This is a genomic window from Pseudomonas sp. MS19 (genome assembly GCF_013277615.1).
Classification (GTDB): Bacteria; Pseudomonadota; Gammaproteobacteria; order Pseudomonadales; family Pseudomonadaceae; genus Aquipseudomonas; species Aquipseudomonas marincola.
The window spans coordinates 63,643-82,642 of the sequence record NZ_VBTO01000007.1; the positions used below are offsets into that span (position 1 = coordinate 63,643).

The 19,000-nt window shown below is 57.9% G+C and carries 13 protein-coding genes; 8 read left to right on the forward strand and 5 right to left on the reverse strand.

The annotated features are described in order from the left end of the window. Position 1: 1 nt before the first annotated feature. Positions 2 to 1,219 carry a type II secretion system F family protein gene (locus tag FEZ62_RS06280; protein ID WP_172927171.1) on the reverse strand — a complete coding sequence of 406 codons (1,218 nt, stop codon included), beginning with the start codon at positions 1,217 to 1,219 and terminating at the stop codon, positions 2 to 4. Between the two features lie 2 nt (positions 1,220 to 1,221). Further along, complete coding sequence (gene pilB, locus FEZ62_RS06285) at positions 1,222 to 2,925, reverse strand: type IV-A pilus assembly ATPase PilB (RefSeq protein WP_172927172.1); 1,704 nt, start codon at positions 2,923 to 2,925, stop codon at positions 1,222 to 1,224. Positions 2,926 to 3,144: 219 nt separating this feature from the next. On the opposite strand from pilB, the gene FEZ62_RS06290 reads away from it, so the two are divergent. Further along, complete coding sequence (locus FEZ62_RS06290; protein WP_172927173.1) at positions 3,145 to 3,564, forward strand: pilin; 420 nt, start codon at positions 3,145 to 3,147, stop codon at positions 3,562 to 3,564. A gap of 255 nt (positions 3,565 to 3,819) precedes the next feature. On the opposite strand, the gene nadC is transcribed toward FEZ62_RS06290, so the two are convergent. Further along, positions 3,820 to 4,668, reverse strand: a complete 849-nt coding sequence (nadC, locus tag FEZ62_RS06295; RefSeq protein WP_172927174.1) for a carboxylating nicotinate-nucleotide diphosphorylase — start codon at positions 4,666 to 4,668, stop codon at positions 3,820 to 3,822. A gap of 299 nt (positions 4,669 to 4,967) precedes the next feature. On the opposite strand from nadC, the gene FEZ62_RS06300 reads away from it, so the two are divergent. The 4 genes from FEZ62_RS06300 (at position 4,968) to FEZ62_RS06315 (ending at position 11,385) form a co-directional block, all read left to right on the forward strand. After that, positions 4,968 to 7,364: a DUF1631 domain-containing protein gene (locus FEZ62_RS06300; RefSeq protein WP_172927175.1), complete on the forward strand. Its 2,397-nt coding sequence runs from the start codon at positions 4,968 to 4,970 to the stop codon at positions 7,362 to 7,364. A 387-nt stretch (positions 7,365 to 7,751) separates the two neighbouring features. Continuing rightward, positions 7,752 to 8,315 carry a 1,6-anhydro-N-acetylmuramyl-L-alanine amidase AmpD gene (gene ampD, locus FEZ62_RS06305; protein WP_172927176.1) on the forward strand — a complete coding sequence of 188 codons (564 nt, stop codon included), beginning with the start codon at positions 7,752 to 7,754 and terminating at the stop codon, positions 8,313 to 8,315. Then, positions 8,312 to 9,148 carry a regulatory signaling modulator protein AmpE gene (gene ampE / locus FEZ62_RS06310; protein ID WP_090509590.1) on the forward strand — a complete coding sequence of 279 codons (837 nt, stop codon included), beginning with the start codon at positions 8,312 to 8,314 and terminating at the stop codon, positions 9,146 to 9,148. Before ampD ends, ampE begins: the two co-directional genes overlap by 4 nt. Positions 9,149 to 9,354: 206 nt before the next feature. Continuing rightward, entirely contained in the window at positions 9,355 to 11,385 is a 2,031-nt protein-coding gene (locus tag FEZ62_RS06315; RefSeq protein ID WP_172927177.1) for a methyl-accepting chemotaxis protein, read from the forward strand. 18 nt (positions 11,386 to 11,403) lie between these two features. On the opposite strand, the gene cra is transcribed toward FEZ62_RS06315, so the two are convergent. Continuing rightward, the gene (cra, locus tag FEZ62_RS06320) at positions 11,404 to 12,393 is read right to left on the reverse strand and encodes a catabolite repressor/activator (RefSeq protein ID WP_090509594.1); all 990 of its coding nucleotides are present in this window, start codon (positions 12,391 to 12,393) and stop codon (positions 11,404 to 11,406) included. Positions 12,394 to 12,587: 194 nt separating this feature from the next. Between cra and ptsP the strand changes: the two genes are divergently transcribed. Genes ptsP through FEZ62_RS06335 form a run of 3 tightly spaced genes read left to right on the forward strand, consistent with a single transcriptional unit; the run spans position 12,588 to position 18,184 of the window. Next, positions 12,588 to 15,473: a phosphoenolpyruvate--protein phosphotransferase gene (gene ptsP, locus FEZ62_RS06325; RefSeq protein ID WP_172927178.1), complete on the forward strand. Its 2,886-nt coding sequence runs from the start codon at positions 12,588 to 12,590 to the stop codon at positions 15,471 to 15,473. After that, on the forward strand, positions 15,473 to 16,414 hold the full coding sequence (gene pfkB, locus FEZ62_RS06330) for a 1-phosphofructokinase (RefSeq protein ID WP_172927179.1): 942 nt from the start codon (positions 15,473 to 15,475) through the stop codon (positions 16,412 to 16,414). Before ptsP ends, pfkB begins: the two co-directional genes overlap by 1 nt. An 18-nt stretch (positions 16,415 to 16,432) precedes the next feature. Then, positions 16,433 to 18,184: a PTS fructose-like transporter subunit IIB gene (locus tag FEZ62_RS06335; RefSeq protein ID WP_172927180.1), complete on the forward strand. Its 1,752-nt coding sequence runs from the start codon at positions 16,433 to 16,435 to the stop codon at positions 18,182 to 18,184. On the opposite strand, the gene FEZ62_RS06340 is transcribed toward FEZ62_RS06335, so the two are convergent. Continuing rightward, positions 18,174 to 18,971, reverse strand: coding sequence for a TatD family hydrolase (locus FEZ62_RS06340; protein ID WP_172927181.1), 798 nt, complete (start codon positions 18,969 to 18,971; stop codon positions 18,174 to 18,176). The two genes, FEZ62_RS06335 and FEZ62_RS06340, sit on opposite strands and share 11 nt — an antisense overlap. Between the last annotated feature and the right edge of the window lie 29 nt (positions 18,972 to 19,000).

The following is a 19,000-nucleotide window of genomic DNA, read 5'->3' on the forward strand; positions in this document are numbered from 1 at the left end:
GTTAGACGACATTGCCGAGTTGGAAAATTGGTAGGTACATGGCGATAACCAAGCCGCCAATAAGTACGCCTAAGACTGACATGATCAACGGTTCCATCAGTGATGTTAAGCCGTCGACTGCGTTATCAACTTCTTCTTCGTAGAAGCTCGCCACTTTGTCGAGCATCTCATCTAAGGCGCCAGATTCCTCACCAATAGCGGTCATCTGGATGGCCAAGGTTGGAAAAGCATTTGTTGAGCGCATGGAGAAATTGAGTTGCATACCGGAGGACACATCAGCTTTTACTTTATTTGTGGCATTTTTGAATACCACATTGCCAGTGGCACCTGCTACCGAGTCAAGCGCGTCGACGAGCGGCACGCCGGCGGCAAAGGTCGTGGCCAGTGTACGGGCAAAGCGGGCGACTGCTGTCTTATAGATTATATCGCCGATAATTGGTGTCTTCAGTGCGGTTCTATCTATCCAGTCGCGAAATTTTTCTGAGCGTTTATGTAGGTTTTTGATAGCAAATATTGTGGCGAAAAGCCCCGCAATTATTACCAGCCACCATTTCTGTACAACTTCGGAGATTCCAACAACCATCAGCGTGAACGCGGGTAGTTCTGCACCAAAACTAGAAAATACTGACTGAAATTGCGGTACCACTTTAATCAGCAAGATTGCCGAAACGATGAGTGCTACAACTACTACCGCTATTGGATAGTTCATGGCTTTTTTAATTTTTGCTTTAAGTGCCTCGGTTTTTTCTTTGTAGGTAGCGACACGGTCAAGCAACGTTTCCAGTGAGCCTGATTGCTCACCCGAGTCAACCAAATTGCAATACAAATCGTCAAAATAGTCAGGACGTTTCCGCAGTGACGCTGCAAAGCTATTACCTGCTGCAACGTCTTGCTTAACTTCGTCGACCAGCTTGCGCATATTGGGGTTATCCAATCCCTCGCTGATGATGTCGAATGATTGAAGCAGTGGCACGCCGGCTTTCATCATCGTCGCCATCTGTCGGGTGAACAGCGCGATGTCCATGGGTTTAATTTTTTTGCCTGCGCTAAAAATCGAAACCGATTTCTTGCGTACCTTGGTCGGGTTTATGCCTTGCTTGCGCAGTTGCGCCTTGACCAGTGCCGGGTTGGTGCCTTTGAGCTCGCCCTTGACCTTGCTGCCTTTTTTATCTTTACCTTCCCAGGTGAATACACTGGTTTTAAGCGCTTTTTCCGCCATGGTTAATCCTTGGTCACCCGGTTGACTTCCTCGAGGCTGGTGACGCCTTGCATGGCTTTCACCAATGCCGAGGTGCGTAGGTCATTAAAACCGTCTTTGCGCATCTGCGCTGAAATCTCGATGGAGTTGCCTTCCTCCATGATAATCCGCTGCAGGGACTGCGTGTTTTTAACCACTTCATATATTCCGACACGGCCTTTGTAACCACCGTTGCAATTTTCGCAGCCTACCGGGCTATAGATTTTGAAACTGCCGATCTTGTCGGCTGGGAAGCCTTCTTCCAGCAACGCCTCGCGCGGTACGTCTACCGCCTTCTTGCAGGTTGTGCAAAGTTTGCGGGCCAGGCGCTGGGCAATAATCAGGTTCACCGAGGTGGCAATGTTGAAAGAGGCCACGCCCATGTTGCGCATACGGGTCAGGGTTTCAGCGGCGCTGTTGGTGTGCAGGGTCGACATCACCATGTGGCCGGTTTGCGCGGCCTTGATCGCAATGGATGCCGTGTCCAGGTCGCGAATCTCACCGACCATGATGATGTCCGGGTCTTGGCGCAAGAAGGCGCGCAACGCCTGGGTAAAGTCCATGCCCTGCTTAGGGTTGACGTTGACCTGATTGATGCCTTCGAGGTTGATCTCGACCGGGTCTTCCGCCGTGGAGATATTCACATCCGGAGTGTTGAGGATGTTCAGGCCGGTATACAGCGAAACCGTTTTGCCAGAACCGGTAGGGCCGGTCACAAGAATCATCCCCTGCGGTTGCTTCAAGGCTTCGAGGTACAGAGCTTTCTGGTCTTCTTCGTACCCTAATGCATCAATGCCCATCTGTGCACTCGTTGGGTCGAGAATACGCATTACGATCTTCTCGCCCCACAGCGTCGGTAGGGTGTTCACCCGAAAGTCGATGGACTTACTTTTAGATATGCGCATTTTAATGCGCCCGTCCTGCGGTTTGCGCCGCTCGGATATATCTAGAGCGGCCATAACCTTGAGTCGTGCAGAAATGCGCGGCGCCAGCTGAATCGGTGGGCGGGCCACTTCATGCAAGATACCGTCGGTGCGCAAACGCACGCGGTAAATTTTCTCGTAGGGTTCAAAGTGCAAGTCAGATGAGCCGCCGCGAATTGCGTCTAGCAACATCTTATTGACGAAACGCACCACCGGGGCGTCATCATCCTGCGCTGAGCCGTCAACAACCTGATTTTCATCGCTAACAGCTGCGGTATCGACATCATCAAAGTCAATATCAGCCATATCATCGAGGCCGCCGGTGGCGGATTCGAAGAATTTGTCGAGGGCGTGGCCGAGCTTGTCATCTTCAACCAGAATCGCTTCGGTATTCAGGCCGGTGCTGAATTGAACATCAGTCACGGCTTGGTGGTTGGAAGGGTCAGACACGGCGATGAACAGCTTGTTGCCGCGCCGCCATAAAGGCAGGGCGCGATGCTGACGCGCGAGCTTTTCGCTGATTAAATCTTTGGGTAGTGCTTCTCTGTCGATGCTGTTGAGGTCGACAAAGGCAACACCGAATTGCTCCATGGCCAATTCGGCCATGTCCTTGCTTTTAACCAGCTTGCTTTGAACGACATAGGTCACCAGAGAAAGCTTGTTGCGCTGGGCCTGTTGCTGGGCATTGAGGGCGGCTTTTTCATCAAGCAACTCGGCAATGACCATTTGCTTGGCCAGTCCGGTGAGGGATACGCGATCGTTCATTACAGGCTCCATAACTATGCCTGCGTTATAGCGCAGTTCGCTGTGGCTGCCAAACAGCGTGACCCCAAGTGACGAATTACGTCACTAAGTGCCTTATAGATGGTCGCTGCTATGTGAATAGAGCCCCAATTTATGCAATGGATGATGATTTTGAGGTTGGCATGGAAAATGCTTTTGTGCTGATAGGTCATTAGGCCTATACATTACTAGGAGAATTTCATGAAAGCTCAGAAGGGTTTTACATTGATTGAACTGATGATCGTTGTTGCGATCATTGGTATTTTGGCTGCGATCGCTATTCCAGCCTACAGCGATTACCAAGCACGGTCTAAAATGACTGCTGGTCTTGCTGAAATTTCTGCTGGCCGTACTGCCTTCGAGGAAACTGTTAATAACGGTGATGCAGTTGCTGCTGGCGATAACAGCAAGTTGGGCCTGGCAACCACCACCCAGAACTGCACTATCACCTTGTCTGCGACCAGCATTGAGTGTGCAATCCTTAACGCTCCTACACAAGTCGCTAGCGCCAAATTGACTTGGACTCGTACTGCAGCTGACGGCACTTGGGCTTGTGCGTCAAGCGGTGCTACCGATCCTAAGTATGCCCCAAAAACTTGCCCGCAAGTTGCCGCTCCTTAACAGAAGAGCAGTTTCTGTTGGAAGCATGATTTGCTGAGGCAAAAAAACAGCAGGCCGCATTGTAATGAGGTTTGCTGTTTTTTTATTTTTTCAGGTTAATTAATTTATTATTCTGGCGGTAGTTGGTTCTTTATTTAGCGTCCGGCTGAGCTATAGCGTGCATTGTTTATTTAGTCCAGTCGGCCGGTTGGGTTTATGTGCTTTATCCCTTTTAGTCGGTTTTTATCTTGTAGTTCTTTCGGGTTTATCCCCTCTTCACAAACTCAATCGCATCGACAAGTCCACCGCCTTAACATCCTTAGTCAGCGTACCAATCGAAACATAATCAACCCCAGTCTCGGCGATAGCGCGCAATGTGCTTTCATTTACTCCGCCAGACGCTTCCAGTTTTGCCTTGCCCTGATTGATCTTCACCGCTTCGCGCATATCGATGAGTGACAATTCGTCGAGCATGACGATGTCGGCGCCGGCGGCGAGGGCTTCGCGCAGTTCGTTCAGGCTTTCTACTTCAACTTCGACCGGTTTGCCCGGGGCGATCTGGTGCGCGGCTTTTACGGCGGCGTCGATGCTGCCGCAGGCGGCGATGTGGTTTTCTTTGATCAAGAAAGCGTCGAACAGGCCGATACGGTGGTTATGGCAGCCGCCACAGGTGACGGCGTACTTCTGCGCCATGCGCAGGCCGGGCAGGGTTTTGCGGGTGTCGAGAATCTTGATGCCGGTGCCTTGCACGATGTCGGCGTAGTGCTGGCAGTGGGTGGCGACTGCTGACAGGGTTTGCAGGAAGTTCAACGCGCTGCGCTCGCCGGTGAGCAATGCGCGCGCCGGGCCTTCCAGGTGGAACAGGGCTTGATTGGGGCTGACGCGATCACCGTCTGCGACTTGCCAGTGCACGGCCACGCGGTCGTCAAGTTGACGAAAAACCGCATCGACCCAGGCAGTGCCGCAGATGATGGCGGCGTCACGGCTGATAACGGTGGCATGGGCCAAGCGTTCTGCCGGGATAAGTTGGGCGGTGATATCGCCGCTGCCGACGTCCTCAGACAGTGCGCGACGTACGTTGGCCTCGATTTCGGAGGTGAGGTCAGCAAGTGTGAGGTTGGGCATGGTCGGCTCCTGAGTCTGAGTGCGGCGATTATAGGGGTTGGTGCTTGGCCATGCAGCAGTTGTGCGTTCGCAAGTGTGTTTGTGTGGCAAATGGCCACCGTATAAGCAGCTTTTCCCATGTGTGATCTGGGTCATATCTGTGATTAAGCGGCATATGGCTAATCGGTAAATGATCGTTATAGTGTATAAATACTGATCGAACATTGACGTCACGCTTTTGGCTTTTCGCCCGATCAGCGTGTAGATGAGGTTGCAAGGACAGCAGCTTTTAGGACTGTTGGGCTTGCAGGAGACCCGCAATGACGAGCGATGCCAACGTGGTTACGCTGAAAAAACAGCAACCCGAGCCATCCCAAGATGCACCGCAAACACGCCTTCCTAACGCCCTTATTGAGGTGCGTGAGCAAGCTGTGCTGCATGTGCGTCAGGCATTGCAGGAACTGTTCGATAACGCCGACGACTCGCTGTTCGCCATTGCCGACCGCGCCTCAAGCGACACCGAGCAGCAAGCCTTTTTCGAGGCCATGCGCGACTTACGCTTAAAGCGCAAAAATATCGAGCGTGCGCTGCTGCAGTCCATGCACAACTCCTTTGCTGGCCTCAATCAGCTGACGCCGGCAAAGATGCCCGAGATTGATTCGGTCAACTACGACAGCCTTTCGCTGGTTCAAAACGATGAGCTTGAGCAGTCGGTTGCGATAGATGTGATGGTCGCCAAAGTGACCAATCGCGGCGGCCCGGCGCTGAGTCATCTGACCACGCGTATCAATGCGATGGTCAGTAAAAAAATTGATAACCGCACTAACCCGATGGGGCCTTACGCGCTGTGTGAAGGATTCGTGGCGGCTAGCGCGATCCTCGGTGTCGAGATCCGCGTCAAACTGATTATCCTCAAGTTGTTCGAACGCTATGTGCTGGCGGACATCGACCAACTCTATGCAGAGGCCAACCGTCAATTGATCGCCGCTGGCGTGCTGCCCGAACTGAAATCGGTGCAGCCGCAACGCAAGCCGGCGCGCTCCTCATCCGCATCAAGTGCTGCTGCCTTGTCCGGTGACGGTGAACAAGCCGAGGGCGCCAGCTCCGGTTTTGCTGGCGAAAATGTGCAGGAAGTGTTCAGCGTATTGCAGGGGCTTTTATCGCAGGTCCGGGCTGTGCAGCCGGTCGCCCGAGCGGCGCAAACAGATGCGCAGCCGATCAGCTCCAATGATTTATTGCGCCTGCTCTCTTATATGCAGCAGCGTCAGCCCGACTCGGCTGAGCAGAGTGTCGACCTGCGCGGGCAACTCGATACCTTGCTCAGCCGCGCCAGCCAGAAAAGCGGCAAGAACCGCGTGGTGGGTGAGGTTGATGAGGATGTAATCAACCTGGTGTCGATGCTCTTCGAATTTATTCTCGATGACCGTACCTTGCCGGGCTCGCTCAAGGCGTTGATCGCGCGCCTACAAATTCCGATGCTCAAGGTCGCGGTGCTGGATAAGACGTTCTTCAGCCGTGGGAGTCATCCGGCGCGGCGCTTGCTCAATGAAATTGCGTCGGCGGCGCTGGGTTGGGTGGAGCATGACAACGCCCGCCGCGACAGCCTGTACAAGAAAATCGAACAAGTTGTGCAGCGACTGCTGAACGAATTTGTCGATGATCCGCAGATTTTTGCCGAGCTGCTCGAAGACTTCATCGCCTTTAGTGACCATGAACGTCGACGCAGCGAACGGCTTGAACAGCGCATGCGTGACGCCGAAGAAGGTGCTGCGCGCGTTGAGGTTGCCCGCGGTCAGGTTGAAGAAGTGCTGAACCAGCGGCTACTGGGCGAAACGCTACCGCAGGTTGTCGTGCGTTTGTTGCAGGAAGCCTGGAGCAAGCAATTGCAACTGATTTGCCTGCGCAGTGGCACCGAGTCTGCTGAATGGAAGGGCGCGCTGGCGCTGATGGATGACTTGATCTGGAGCGTACAACCGCACACCGAACCGGGCACGCAAGCGCGGTTGATTAAAATGATTCCGACGCTGGTGAAAGCCATTCGTGAAGGTTTGGCCGACTCCGGGGTCGATCCGTTCTCCAGTGGCGAGTTACTGATTCAGCTTGAAGCCCTGCATATTCAAAGCATTCGCCGGGCAGAGAAAACCATAGAGCGGGCCGCGCCAGCTCAGGTGATTGCGTTTGAGCGGGCCACCACCGATAGCGGTATTGCGTTGCTCGAAGTGCCGCCACCTGATGAGCCCGACCCGGTTGAAGCTGAGGCTGAGCAGGCGCAAGCCGAACCCGCGCCAGTGCTTGAAGCCGCGCCGCAAGTGGAGTCAGAGCCTGCGCCGATTCTTGAAGCGGTCGAGATGGTTGAGGTCGTCGAAGAAATCGTCTTGTCGGCGCCCGATGAACCGATCAGCGAAGTGCCACCGCCCAGCTTGCCAGACGATGATGAAAGCCTTCTGTGGGTGGATTCCTTGCGTGTCGGCAGTTGGTTCGAGTTGGTTGAAGACGACGAGCACAAGGTTCGCTGCAAACTGGCCGCGATGATCAAGCCGACCGGCAAGTACATCTTCGTCAACCGCACCGGCATGAAAGTGCTGGAAAAGACCCGCATGGGGCTGGCGGTAGAATATCGCCGTCAGTCGATTCGCATGCTCGATGACGCCCTGTTATTCGACCGTGCGCTTGAGTCAGTAATCGGCAACCTGCGCCGCCTGAAAGACGTCTCCTAAAGCAATCAAACCCGGCCATGCACGCTCACATACCGTCGTATGCGAATGATGCGGAGGATGGATAGCGGCGCTCCCGCCGCAATCCGTCATTGCGATCTCCGCGAGGTTATTTATCCGTCGTGACGTTTTCCGCGAAGATTATTTATCCGTCATTGCGATTACGCATACGATTACTCATCCATCATCGCGATTCCCGCCAATAATCTCCGATCGATCATCTCAATCCCCACCATCCGCCACACAATAACGCCAACCCCACACTGATCACTTACCGTCGCCTGTTTGGCTTTTGCTTTGCGCTGCGCTGCTCTAGAGTAGGCCCATCACGCAGATTGCCCAATGTCAGTAAAACTGGCGCGGGTGTAATGGTCTGCTCAGGAGCCCACTATGCAGCTTGACCCCAGCAGTGGCTGGTGCGCCGGTATTGCGCATTGCCCCTCGGACAACTTCAACGAGCGCCCGCTTGATGAAGTCTCTTTATTGATTATCCATAACATCAGCCTGCCGCCGGGCCAGTTTGGTACGGGCAAGGTGCAGGAGTTTTTTCAGAATCGACTGCAGGCGGACGAGCATCCGTACTTCGCGGATATCGCCAACATGACGGTATCTGCGCACTTTTTGATCGAACGCGATGGCGCCGTCACCCAATTTGTCTCCTGTAACGCGCGCGCCTGGCATGCCGGCGTTTCGTGTTTTATCGATCGCGAAAATTGTAATGATTTCTCGCTGGGCATCGAGCTTGAAGGCACCGATGATCTGCCCTTCACAGATGCGCAGTACCATAGCCTGATCGCGCTGACGCGCCAGTTGCAGCGTGAGTATCCGGCGATTACCCCGGAGCGTATTTGCGGCCACAGTGACATTGCACCGGGCCGCAAGACCGATCCGGGGCCGGCGTTTGACTGGTCACGCTTGCGTGCAGCACTGGCGATGAGTGAGGAGGATTTATGAGTTTTTTGGTGTTGTTGTTGGCTGTCTGGGTCGAGAAGTTTTCGGCGTGGCGCAGTGCCGTGCAACAGGACGGTTTGTGGCTGGGCTGGCTGCGCAAGGTGCAGCAAAAGCCAGACTCTGCGACTAACGCATGGCTGGCGATTGCTCTGCTGGTGGTGCTGCCGGTGGCCGTGCTTGGGGTTGCAATGAGCTATTTGCAGGCCGTGTTTTACGGCTGGTTATTGCTGCCGCTGCACCTGTTGGTGCTCATTTACAGCTTGGGGCGTGGGGATTTGCAGGCGGCGCTCGGGCCGTTCCGGGATAACTGGCGGCGCGGGGACAGCGAGGCGGCTTATCTGGTTGCGCAGCGCGATCTGGGGATTGATGCCAGTGCGCAAGACAGCCTGCTTAACAGCGTGCAGAACTATCTGATCTGGCAGGGTTTTCAGAGTTTCTTTGCGGTGATCTTCTGGTATGCGCTGCTCGGGCCGATGGCCGCATTGGCGTATCGCCTGATTGCGCTGTTGGCTGAACATGCCGAGCAGCCGCTTTTGCAGGCGCGCGCCGAACAGTTGCGCCATGCTGTGGACTGGTTGCCAGCGCGGGCCTTGGCCCTGAGTTTAGGGCTGGTTGGCAATTTTGTAGGTGTGAGTCGGGCGCTGCTGCATGAGCTGTTGAGCTGGGATATTCATGCTTCAATATTGCTCGGCCATGTAGCCCGTTCTGCCTGTGCCACGCCTGCGCCAGTGCTGGGCGAAGAGGGCGTTGAAACGCTCTACGAGCTTTGGCAATTACTGGTTCGCGCTGCCGTGCTCTGGTACGCGGTGTTTGCGATTTTCACGCTATTTTTCTGATGTGTTCAGCGGCGGCCAGCACTGAAGCCGGTCGCCGCGCTCTACCGCGCTACTTTCAGCACTTGCGTGCTGCCCGCCCGAGTACGCGTTGCCTGCCTTAAGTTAGCAGCCCTCCTGCCGATAAACGTTATACCGAACCCTGCTTCGCCGTCTGTTGGGCAGGCCTGTTCAGGCTAAACACAATAATTAGAAAGTGGAGAGCGCTTGTGAAGACCGTGTTGTATCCGGCCATCGCCCTGATGAACCGCCTGAGCTTCGGTATGAAGTTTGGTTTAATCAGCATTCTGTTTTTTCTGCCCATGCTGGTGACCAATTACTACCTGATGCGGGATGTGTATAACCAGTATCAGGCGACCCGCATTGCCCGTAGCAGCATCGAGGTGCTCAACACTGCGTTGCAGTTGCGACAAAATCTCGAAAGCTACAGCGATCTGTTGCGGGTTGATGCCGAGCTGCGTTCCCGTGCAACCAACAATGAGCTGGCGCAGCGCATCAGCAGCACGCGCCAGACGATTGATGCGCAGCTTGTCAGCCTGCAACCTTTCGTCACTGAGCCCGAGCAGCAGCAAGAGTTTGTTGCCCAGCGCGATGCTCTGCAGGCCAGCCTGCAAGCGGTGGACGCCGAGCCATCGCTGCGCAGCAAAGTCGATCTGAGCCAGGCTGTGTTGGCCAAGACCGGCGTTCTCATCAAACTGATGACCAGTCAGGCGGGCTTGAGTCAGGATCGTGAACGCGCCGTGCTTCAACTTACCGAACTGCTGACCACCAGCATGCCGGCTGTTACGGCCGAGTTGGCGCAGGGTCGTTCATTGGGTTCTTCTGCGTTGATTCTCGGCTTGCTCAACTCGGTCGACACCACTTCGTTCTCGAATTTGCTCGAGTCGATGGAGACGCTGGAAGGCGCTTATTCTGTCGATATCCAGCAAGCGCTGAGTATCAATCCGCAAGTGCGCAGCGCACTTGAGGCGCAAGCCGAATTAAGCCAAAAGTCGATCAGCGAAGGTGTCGCCCTGTTTGAAGACAGCGTGATCATTGCCGAATCGCTGGATACGCCGTGGTTGAGCTTTTACGACCAGACTAGCGAGCTGATCCAGCGCACTTACGCACTCAATGATGAGGTGCTGAAGTTCCTCGACCAGCGCCTGCAAGAGCGCCTGCAAGCCAGCCTTAACCGCATGCTGTTGATGGCCGTTGCTCTTGGTGTGGTGCTGGTGCTGATTGTTTACCTCTACAGCGCGTTTTATGTCTCGATTCGCGGCAGCCTGAAAGCGCTGGGGCGGACCATGGATCAGGTCGCAGCCGGCGACATGACAGTCAGTTTTAAATCCTGGAGCAACGATGAAATTGCCGAGCTGGGCCAGGTATTCAATGGCGCAGTGGCGAAAATTCGCGAGCTGATCAAGCGCGTCGGTGAAACCGTGGTTGAGGTCGAGCGTCAGGCTGATCGGGTCGAAAGCGTGTCGGCGCAGAGCAATCAGGCCGTTGCCGGGCAGCGTAGCCAGATTGAACAGGTCGCCACCGCCATGAACCAGATGTCTGCGACCGCGCAAGAAGTGGCGCGCAGCGCAGCGGCCGCAGTGGGCAGCGCTCAGGGTGTGAATATGGAGACCGAGAGCGGCCGTGAACTGGTCGGCTCGCAGGTCAGCAGCATCCAGCGTTTGGCAGCAGAAATTGACCAGTCGGTAAGCGTGATTAACCAGTTGGCCAGCGACAGCGCTTCGATCAGCCAGGTGCTGGATGTGATCAAGGGCATTGCCGAGCAGACCAACTTGCTGGCGCTTAACGCTGCGATTGAAGCGGCGCGGGCGGGCGAGCAGGGCCGTGGCTTTGCTGTGGTTGCCGATGAAGTGCGCAGCCTGGCCAAGCGTACGCAGCAGTCCACGGCTGAAATCGAAAACATGATCGACCGGCTGCAAAGCGGTGTTGCCGCAGCGGTCAAGACCATGGGCGTGAGTCACCAGATGGCCGACGGCACTGTCGGTGAGTCCGGTCAGGTGCAGCAGGCGCTGGAAAATATTCTGGCGGCAGTTGGCATGATCGTCGATCAGAACCAGCAAATTGCTGCCGCCGCCGAGCAGCAAACAGCGGTGGCGCATGATATCGACCAGAACATTGTCGAGATCAACAGCGCTGGGGAAACCACCGCGCAAGGGGCCGCGCACACCGAGCAGGCCAGCCGCGAACTCAGCAGTCAGGTCTCGCAACTCAAGCAGCTGATCGGTGCCTTCCGGGTTTAAAGCGCACTGCAGATGAGGCTATTGGCGAATCTTGAGGGTTCGCGCAATGGCCTCAATGCCAGGCGAATAGTGGTTGTGCTCTATCGCCTGCAGCGCCCAATACAGCACTTTTTCGGCAATCTGCTGGTGCTGCTGAGCAATGGTGTTCACCCGCCACGGCAAGAAGTCGAGCAACTGGGTGTCACCAAAGGTCGCCAGTTGCAGGTCTTGGCTCTGACTTGGCGCCACGCTTTGCAGCGCATCCAGCACGCCTTCGAGCAGAACATAGGCGGTGGTTACGATAGCGTCTGGCAGCCCTTGCTCGCTGTTTATCAGTCTGAGCATTTGCGCCTCGCCGCATGGGCGGCTGAATTGCTCGCCATTGACCACGCTGACTAACGCATCTGAGCCGGCCACGGCCTGGCGGAAACCCAACTCCCGCGCCTGACTGATGGCTAACTCTGCGCGCCCCCCAATCAGGGCGATATGCCGTGGTTTTCGTGCCAGCAAGGTGTGCGTGAGTTGCGCGCCGGCGTGCTGATCATCACTGACTACCGAGCGAATTGTTGCGGCATCCAGTGCGCGGTCAACCGCGATCACTGGCATGCCGGATTCAATCAGCTGCGCGAAAATCGGCTCATCCTGCGCCAAGCAACTGGCAACAATCAGTGCGTCGCATCGCCGTGAGCGGAACAGTTCGATCAACTGGCGTTCGCTTTGCGCGTTGTCGTCGGAGCTGGCAATCAGTAGCTGGTAGCCCGCGGCTCTGGCGCCTTGTTCGAGCAGCTTGGCGATGCGCGCGTAACTGGGGTTTTCCAGATCGGGGAGGATAAAACCAAGGCACTTGCTTTGGCCGCTGCGCAGCCCGGCGGCTTGCGGGTCGGGGCGGTAATCGTATTGCGCAACGACCGCGAGAACGCGCTCAACGGTCGCCGCGGCAATCCGCCGTTTAGCGGCCTGACCGTTGATAACGTAGCTTGCAGTGGTGACGGAAACCTCGGCCAGGCGAGCGATATCGGCAAGTTTCAAGGGGCTGTTCCTGAACGTTGATGACAGGATTATGACTCAGGTGCTTTCAAGAATTGAGCATTTTCGGGTAATGTTCCACAATTAGCTGAAACGATTCAGCAAAATTTCAGGCTGACTATCCTTGCTACATGCATCGAGCGACGCAGCCTGCACGCTGGTAGCGCTCGCGTGCCCGTTCCCCGAGGAGCCCTGTAATGCTTGAATTGAATACCGCACAGATCCAGATGGGCCGCAGCGCCGCGAATAAACGGGAAGCGCTGGCCCTGTTGGCGCAGACGTTGAGCGATGACGGGCTGGTTCGTCCTGGCTATTTGAACGGCATGCAGGCGCGCGAAGCGCAGGGCTCGACTTATCTTGGTCAGGGCATCGCCATTCCACACGGCACCCCTGACACCCGTGATCAGGTGCTTGAGACCGGCGTGCGCCTTATGCACTTTCCGCAGGGCGTGGATTGGGGCGATGGCCAGCAGGTGTACTTGGCAATTGCCATCGCGGCGCGCTCCGATGAGCACTTACGGTTGCTTCAATTACTCACACGGGCGCTGGGTGATGGCGATCTGAGCCAGGCCCTGCATCAAGCCACCGAGGCTGAAACCATCGTCGCCTTGCTGCAGGGTGCGCCGCAGGAGTTGGCGCTGGACAGCCAGTTGATCCGCCTCAATGTACCCGCCGAAGACTTCGATGAACTGGTTTGGCAGGGCGCCCGGCTGCTGAAAAAGTCCGGCTGCGTCGATTCTGCATTTATCCCGCGCTTGATGGAAACCGAGCCGTTGCCGCTGGGCGATGGCTTGTGGTGGCTGAACAATGAGCAGGCTGTGCAATTGCCGGGTTTGTCGTTTGTCACGCCGGATCAACGCCTTGAGCGCGACGGCAAACCGGTTAAGGGATTGTTCTGTCTGGCCAGTTTGGGCGAGGCGCATCGCCAGTTACTGGAGCGCTTGTGTGATCTGCTGATTGAGGGACGCGGAGATACCCTGAGTGGAGCTGAGTCGAGGCGCACAGTGCTGGAGGCGCTGGGCGGCGAAGTGCCGCCGGACTGGCAGCGTGTGTCCATCACCCTGGCCAACTCGCACGGCTTACATGCGCGGCCGGCCAAGGTGCTGAGCGAGATTGCCCAGCAGTTCGACGGTGACATTCGTGTGCGTCTGGCCGAAGAGCCGGGTCTGGGTGTTTCCGCCAAGAGTTTGAGCAAGTTGCTGGCATTGGGCGCGCGCCGTGGGCAGGTGTTGGAGTTCAGCGCCGAGCCGGGCATCGCCGCCGATGCGCTGGCAGCGCTGCAAACTGCTGTCGAGCAAGGGCTGGGCGAGACCGTCGAGCCACTGCCGGTATTCACCGAGCCAGCGGTGCAGGCAACCGTTGAGCAGGCGCTGGCATCCGAGCGTGCTTATGTGGTTGAAGCGCCAGCTGCCGGTTCGCGTTTGCGCGCCGTGGCCGCATCGCCGGGCATTGCGATTGGGCCTGCGCTGGTGCGTGTGCCGCAGACTCTGGATTATCCGGCGCAAGGGCAGGGCGAGGCGCATGAACGTGAGCGCCTGCAGGCGGCGCTAAAGGCGGTGAGCGCCGACATTCAAACGGTGGTGGATTCCTGTGAGGAAGCCAGCGTGCGCGACATCCTCAGCATGCATCAGGCCATGCTCAGCGACCCGGCGCTGCATGATGATATTCAAACGCGCCTCGCTGACGGCGCCAGTGCCGAAGCCGCCTGGAGTGCCGAAATTGACGCGGCGGCCAAGCAGCAGGAGGCGCTGCATGACATGCTGCTCGCCGAGCGCGCGGCAGACTTGCGTGATATTGGCCGGCGCGTGTTGGCCAGCTTGTGCGGGGTCAAACCGCTGGCCGAGCCGGACGAGCCTTATGTGTTGGTGATGGAAGAAGTGGCGCCCTCGGATGTCGCCAATCTCAATCGCCAGCGCGTCGCCGGCATTCTCACCGCGCGGGGCGGCGCTACCGCGCACAGTGCAATTATCGCTCGCGCGCTTGGCATTCCCGCCGTGGTGGGCGCCGGTGAGCAGGTGCTGGCGTTGGCGCAGCGCACTCCGTTGTTGCTCGACGGCGACCATGGTTCGGTGCGCGTCTCGCCAGACGAGCAGACTTTGCAGCAGGCGCTGCGCGAGCGCGAAATCAGCCAGCAACGCCAGCAGCAGGCGCACGCCGAACGCTATAAACCCGCCGTTACCCGTGACGGCCATGCACTGGAAGTGGCTGCGAATATTGGCGCCAGCAGCGAAACCGACATGGCCGTTGAGCTGGGCGCGGAAGGCATCGGCTTGCTGCGCACCGAACTGGTGTTCATGGACCACGCCAAGGCGCCAGACCAAGCCACGCAGGAGCGTGAGTACCGGCGGGTTCTGGACACGCTGAATGGTTTGCCGCTGGTGGTGCGCACGCTGGATGTGGGCGGCGACAAACCGCTGGCTTACTGGCCGATGCCGGCTGAAACCAATCCGTTTCTGGGTGTGCGCGGTATTCGTCTGAGTCTGCAGCGCCCGGACATTCTCGAAACCCAACTGCGTGCATTGTTTGCCTCGGCAGACGACCGCCCGCTGCGGGTCATGTTTCCGATGGTGGGCAGCGTCGAAGAGTGGCGCGCCGCACGCGATATCGCCTTGCGGGTGCGCGCAGAAATCCCGGTCACGAACCTGCAGCTGGGCATCATGATCGAGGTGCCAAGTGCTGCCTTGCTCGCGCCGATTCTGGCCCGCGAGGTGGACTTTTTCAGCGTCGGCACCAATGACCTGACCCAATACACCTTAGCCATCGACCGTGATCATCCGACATTGTCGGCGCAGGCGGATGGCTTGCATCCGGCGGTGCTGAGCCTGATCAGCCAGACCGTGGTTGCGGCGCACGCGCACGGCAAGTGGGTAGGCGTTTGCGGCGAGCTGGCCAGTGACATGCTGGCGGTGCCGCTGCTGGTCGGCCTCGGCGTGGATGAATTGAGTGTTTCTGCGCGTTCGGTGGCCATGGTCAAGGCGCGGGTGCGTGAACTCGACTGGCGGCACAGCCAGCAATTGGCGCAACAGGCGCTGGTTCAGGACAGCGGCGCGAGCGTGCGCGCACTGGTCGAGGAGTCGAACTGATGGCGCGAATACTCACCATCACCCTTAATCCTGCGCTCGACGTGACTGTGAGCCTCGAAACTCTGGTGCCGGGCAGCGTTAATCGCAGCAAGGGATTGAACACCCACGCCGCCGGTAAAGGCCTGAATGTGGCTCAGGTGCTGGCCGATCTCGGTCACAGCGTTACGGTGAGTGGCTTTCTCGGGGAGGCCAATGCCCAGCCGTTCGAGGCGCTGTTTGCGGCACGCGGTTTCACCGACGCCTTTATCCGCGTGCCCGGCGAGACGCGCAGCAATATCAAGTTGGCCGAGCAAAGTGGACGCGTCACCGATCTCAATGGCCCCGGCATTACCGTCGGGCCGGCGCAACAGCAGCAGTTACTGACGTCGCTGGAGCAAATCGCCTGCGAGCATGACGCGGTAATCGTGGCAGGAAGCCTCGCCCCCGGCATCAGTGTCGAGTGGCTCGCTCAGTTGCTGCAAAGCCTTATCAGTCAGGGGCTGCGGGTAGCGCTCGATACCAGCGGCGCAGCCCTGCGTGAGGGCTTGAAGCAGCCGCTGTGGCTGGTAAAACCCAACGAACACGAGCTGGCTGAGGTGTGCGCGATTGACTCGCAGGCGCTGGCCGATTTGCAAGCAGCGGCCAGGGCTGTGCATGCACGCGGTGTCGAGAATGTGCTGCTGTCGCTCGGTGCGGATGGCGTGTGCTGGTTCGCCGACAACATTGCGCTGCATGCGCAGCCGCCAGCGGTTGCGGTGTTGAGTACCGTGGGCGCGGGTGACTCGCTGCTCGGCGCAACAGTTCACGGGTTGTTGAGCGGTTGGCCGCCAGAGCGTTGCCTGGGCCTGGCCACTGCGGTGGCTGCGCAAGCTGTCACCCAGTTGGGCTTTGGCATTCAGGACCGCGAGCAACTGGCCCGAATCGAGGCGGGTGTGCGTGTCACGCCGCTGCCTAACGAATAACAAGAGGCTCTACCTTTTATGAATTTGCTGATTGTTACAGCCTGCCCGAATGGCATGGTCACCAGCGTTTTATGCTCGCGCCTGCTTGAAGCCGCTGCGCAGAAAATCGGCTGGACCACTCAGGTTGAAGTACACGACCCCAAAGCCATTGGCTCGCCACTGAGCGAGCAGGCAATTGCCGAGGCGGATCTGGTGGTTGTAGTTAAAACCGGCGAGTTGCCGCTGCAACGTTTTGTCGGCAAGCGGGTAGTGCAGTCGACGCCGTCCCACGCCCTTGAAGACCCGCAAAAATTCTTGCGTGACGCCGAAGCCAATGCACAAATCCTTGAGGCTGTTGCAGAACCTCAAGCGGTCGTGAAGGTGGCTGACGGAGTGCGGATGGTGGCGGTCACAGCATGCCCGACCGGTGTTGCGCACACATTTATGGCCGCCGAGGCGCTGCAACAAGCGGCTGAACAACTGGGCTATCAGCTCAAGGTGGAAACACGGGGTTCGGTTGGGGCGAAGAATCTGCTCAGCGAAGATGACATCGCCCAAGCCGATGCGGTGTTGCTGGCAACCGATATCGAGGTCGATACCGAGCGTTTCGCCGGTAAGAAAATCTTCCGTTGCGGCACTGGCGTTGCGCTCAAACAACCGCGGCAGACCCTTGAGCGCGCGCTGGCCGAGGCGCTGCCGATGGCGGCATCTGCCAGTTCTGAACAAGCTGGAGGCAATCACGAATCAGGCGCTGCCAGCAAGGCCGGGCCGTACAAACACTTGCTCACGGGCGTGTCGTACATGCTGCCGATGGTGGTGGCGGGCGGCCTGCTGATCGCGTTGTCATTCGTGTTCGGCATTGAGGCGTTCAAAGAAGAGGGCTCATTTGCCGCTGCGCTTATGCAGATTGGCGGCGAGAGCGCCTTCAAACTGATGGTGCCGATGCTCGCCGGTTACATCGCCTATTCGATTGCCGACCGGCCGGGCCTTGCGCCGGGCATGATTGGCGGCATGTTGGCCAGCTCATTGGGCGCGGGGTTTCTGGGCGGTATCGCCGCAGGCTTCATTGCCGGGTATGCGGCGCGCGGCTTGAACCGCTGGCTGAAATTGCCGTCGAGCATTGAGTCGCTGAAACCGATTCTGCTGATACCGCTGCTGGCGAGTTTATTCAGCGGGCTGGTGATGATCTATGTCGTCGGCAAGCCGGTGGCAGGCATGCTAGCCGGTTTGACCACGTTTCTCGACAGCATGGGCAGCACCAACGCGATTCTGCTCGGGGTGTTACTCGGCGGGATGATGTGTGTGGATCTCGGCGGGCCGATCAACAAAGCCGCTTACGCATTCTCGGTCGGGCTGCTGGCCTCGCAGAGTTATGCACCGATGGCCGCCACCATGGCCGCCGGAATGGTGCCGCCGATAGGCATGGCTATCGCCAGCATGCTGGCGCGTAAACGCTTTGCTCAAACCGAGCGCGAGGCCGGAAAGGCGGCGGGCGTGTTGGGGCTGTGCTTTATCTCCGAAGGCGCGATTCCCTTCGCCGCGAAAGACCCGTTCCGGGTGATTCCCGCCAGTATCGCGGGCGGTGCATTAACCGGCGCGCTGTCGATGTATTTCGGCTGCAAGCTGATGGCGCCACATGGTGGCTTGTTCGTGCTGCTGATCCCTAATGCGATCAATCATGCGGGGCTGTATCTGTTCGCCATCGCCGCGGGCAGCGTACTTACCGGAGTCGTCTACGCGCTACTCAAACGCCCGGAAACCCAGGAGCTGGCAGTCGCGTCTACTTCTTAGAACGCTCGTGGGACCAGCCGAATAATTGCTCGGCATTGGCGCTGCTCGCGGCTGCCAGTTGTTCGGCTGAAATACCCAGTCGACTGGCCAGCGCCTGGCAGATATCGGCTAAGTGCTCCGGGCTGTTGCGCTGATTGGGGTACATCGCGGGCGGCATATCGGGCGAGTCGGTTTCGAGCACAATCGACTCCAGCGGCAGTTTCGGCAATACCCGGTGCATGCGCAGTGCCTGCGGCCAGGTTGGGGCGCCGCCGAGGCCGAGCTTGAAGCCCAGCTTGATGTATTCGCGGGCCTCTTCATAACTGCCGGCAAACGCATGAATGATCCCGCCACGCTTCGGGGTGATGCGTTTGAGCGTGGCGATAGTCGCCGCGTGTGAGCGGCGCACGTGAATCAACGCGGGCAGATTGAACTCGACGGCAAGTTCCAGTTGCGCCTCGAACCAGTGTTGCTGGGCTTGCCGGTCCAGATCCTCGACGAAGTAGTCGAGGCCAATTTCACCCACCGCGCACAATTGAGCATGCCCGTGCAGGCGTTGCAGCCAGGCGCGTAATTCGGCCAAGTGCTGCTCTTGATGCTCAGCCAGATAAATCGGGTGCAGGCCAAAGGCGGCGAATAGCGAACTATCACTTTCGACCAACTGCCACACACGCTGCCAGTTGGCCTGATGCACGCCCAGCACGACGATACGCTCGACGCCCAGTTCGCGGCTGCGCGCCAATACCGCGGCGCGATCAGCGTCGAAATCGGGGAAGTCGATGTGCGTGTGGGTGTCGATCAAGCGCATGCGCCGCTCACAATTGGCCAGAGTCGTTT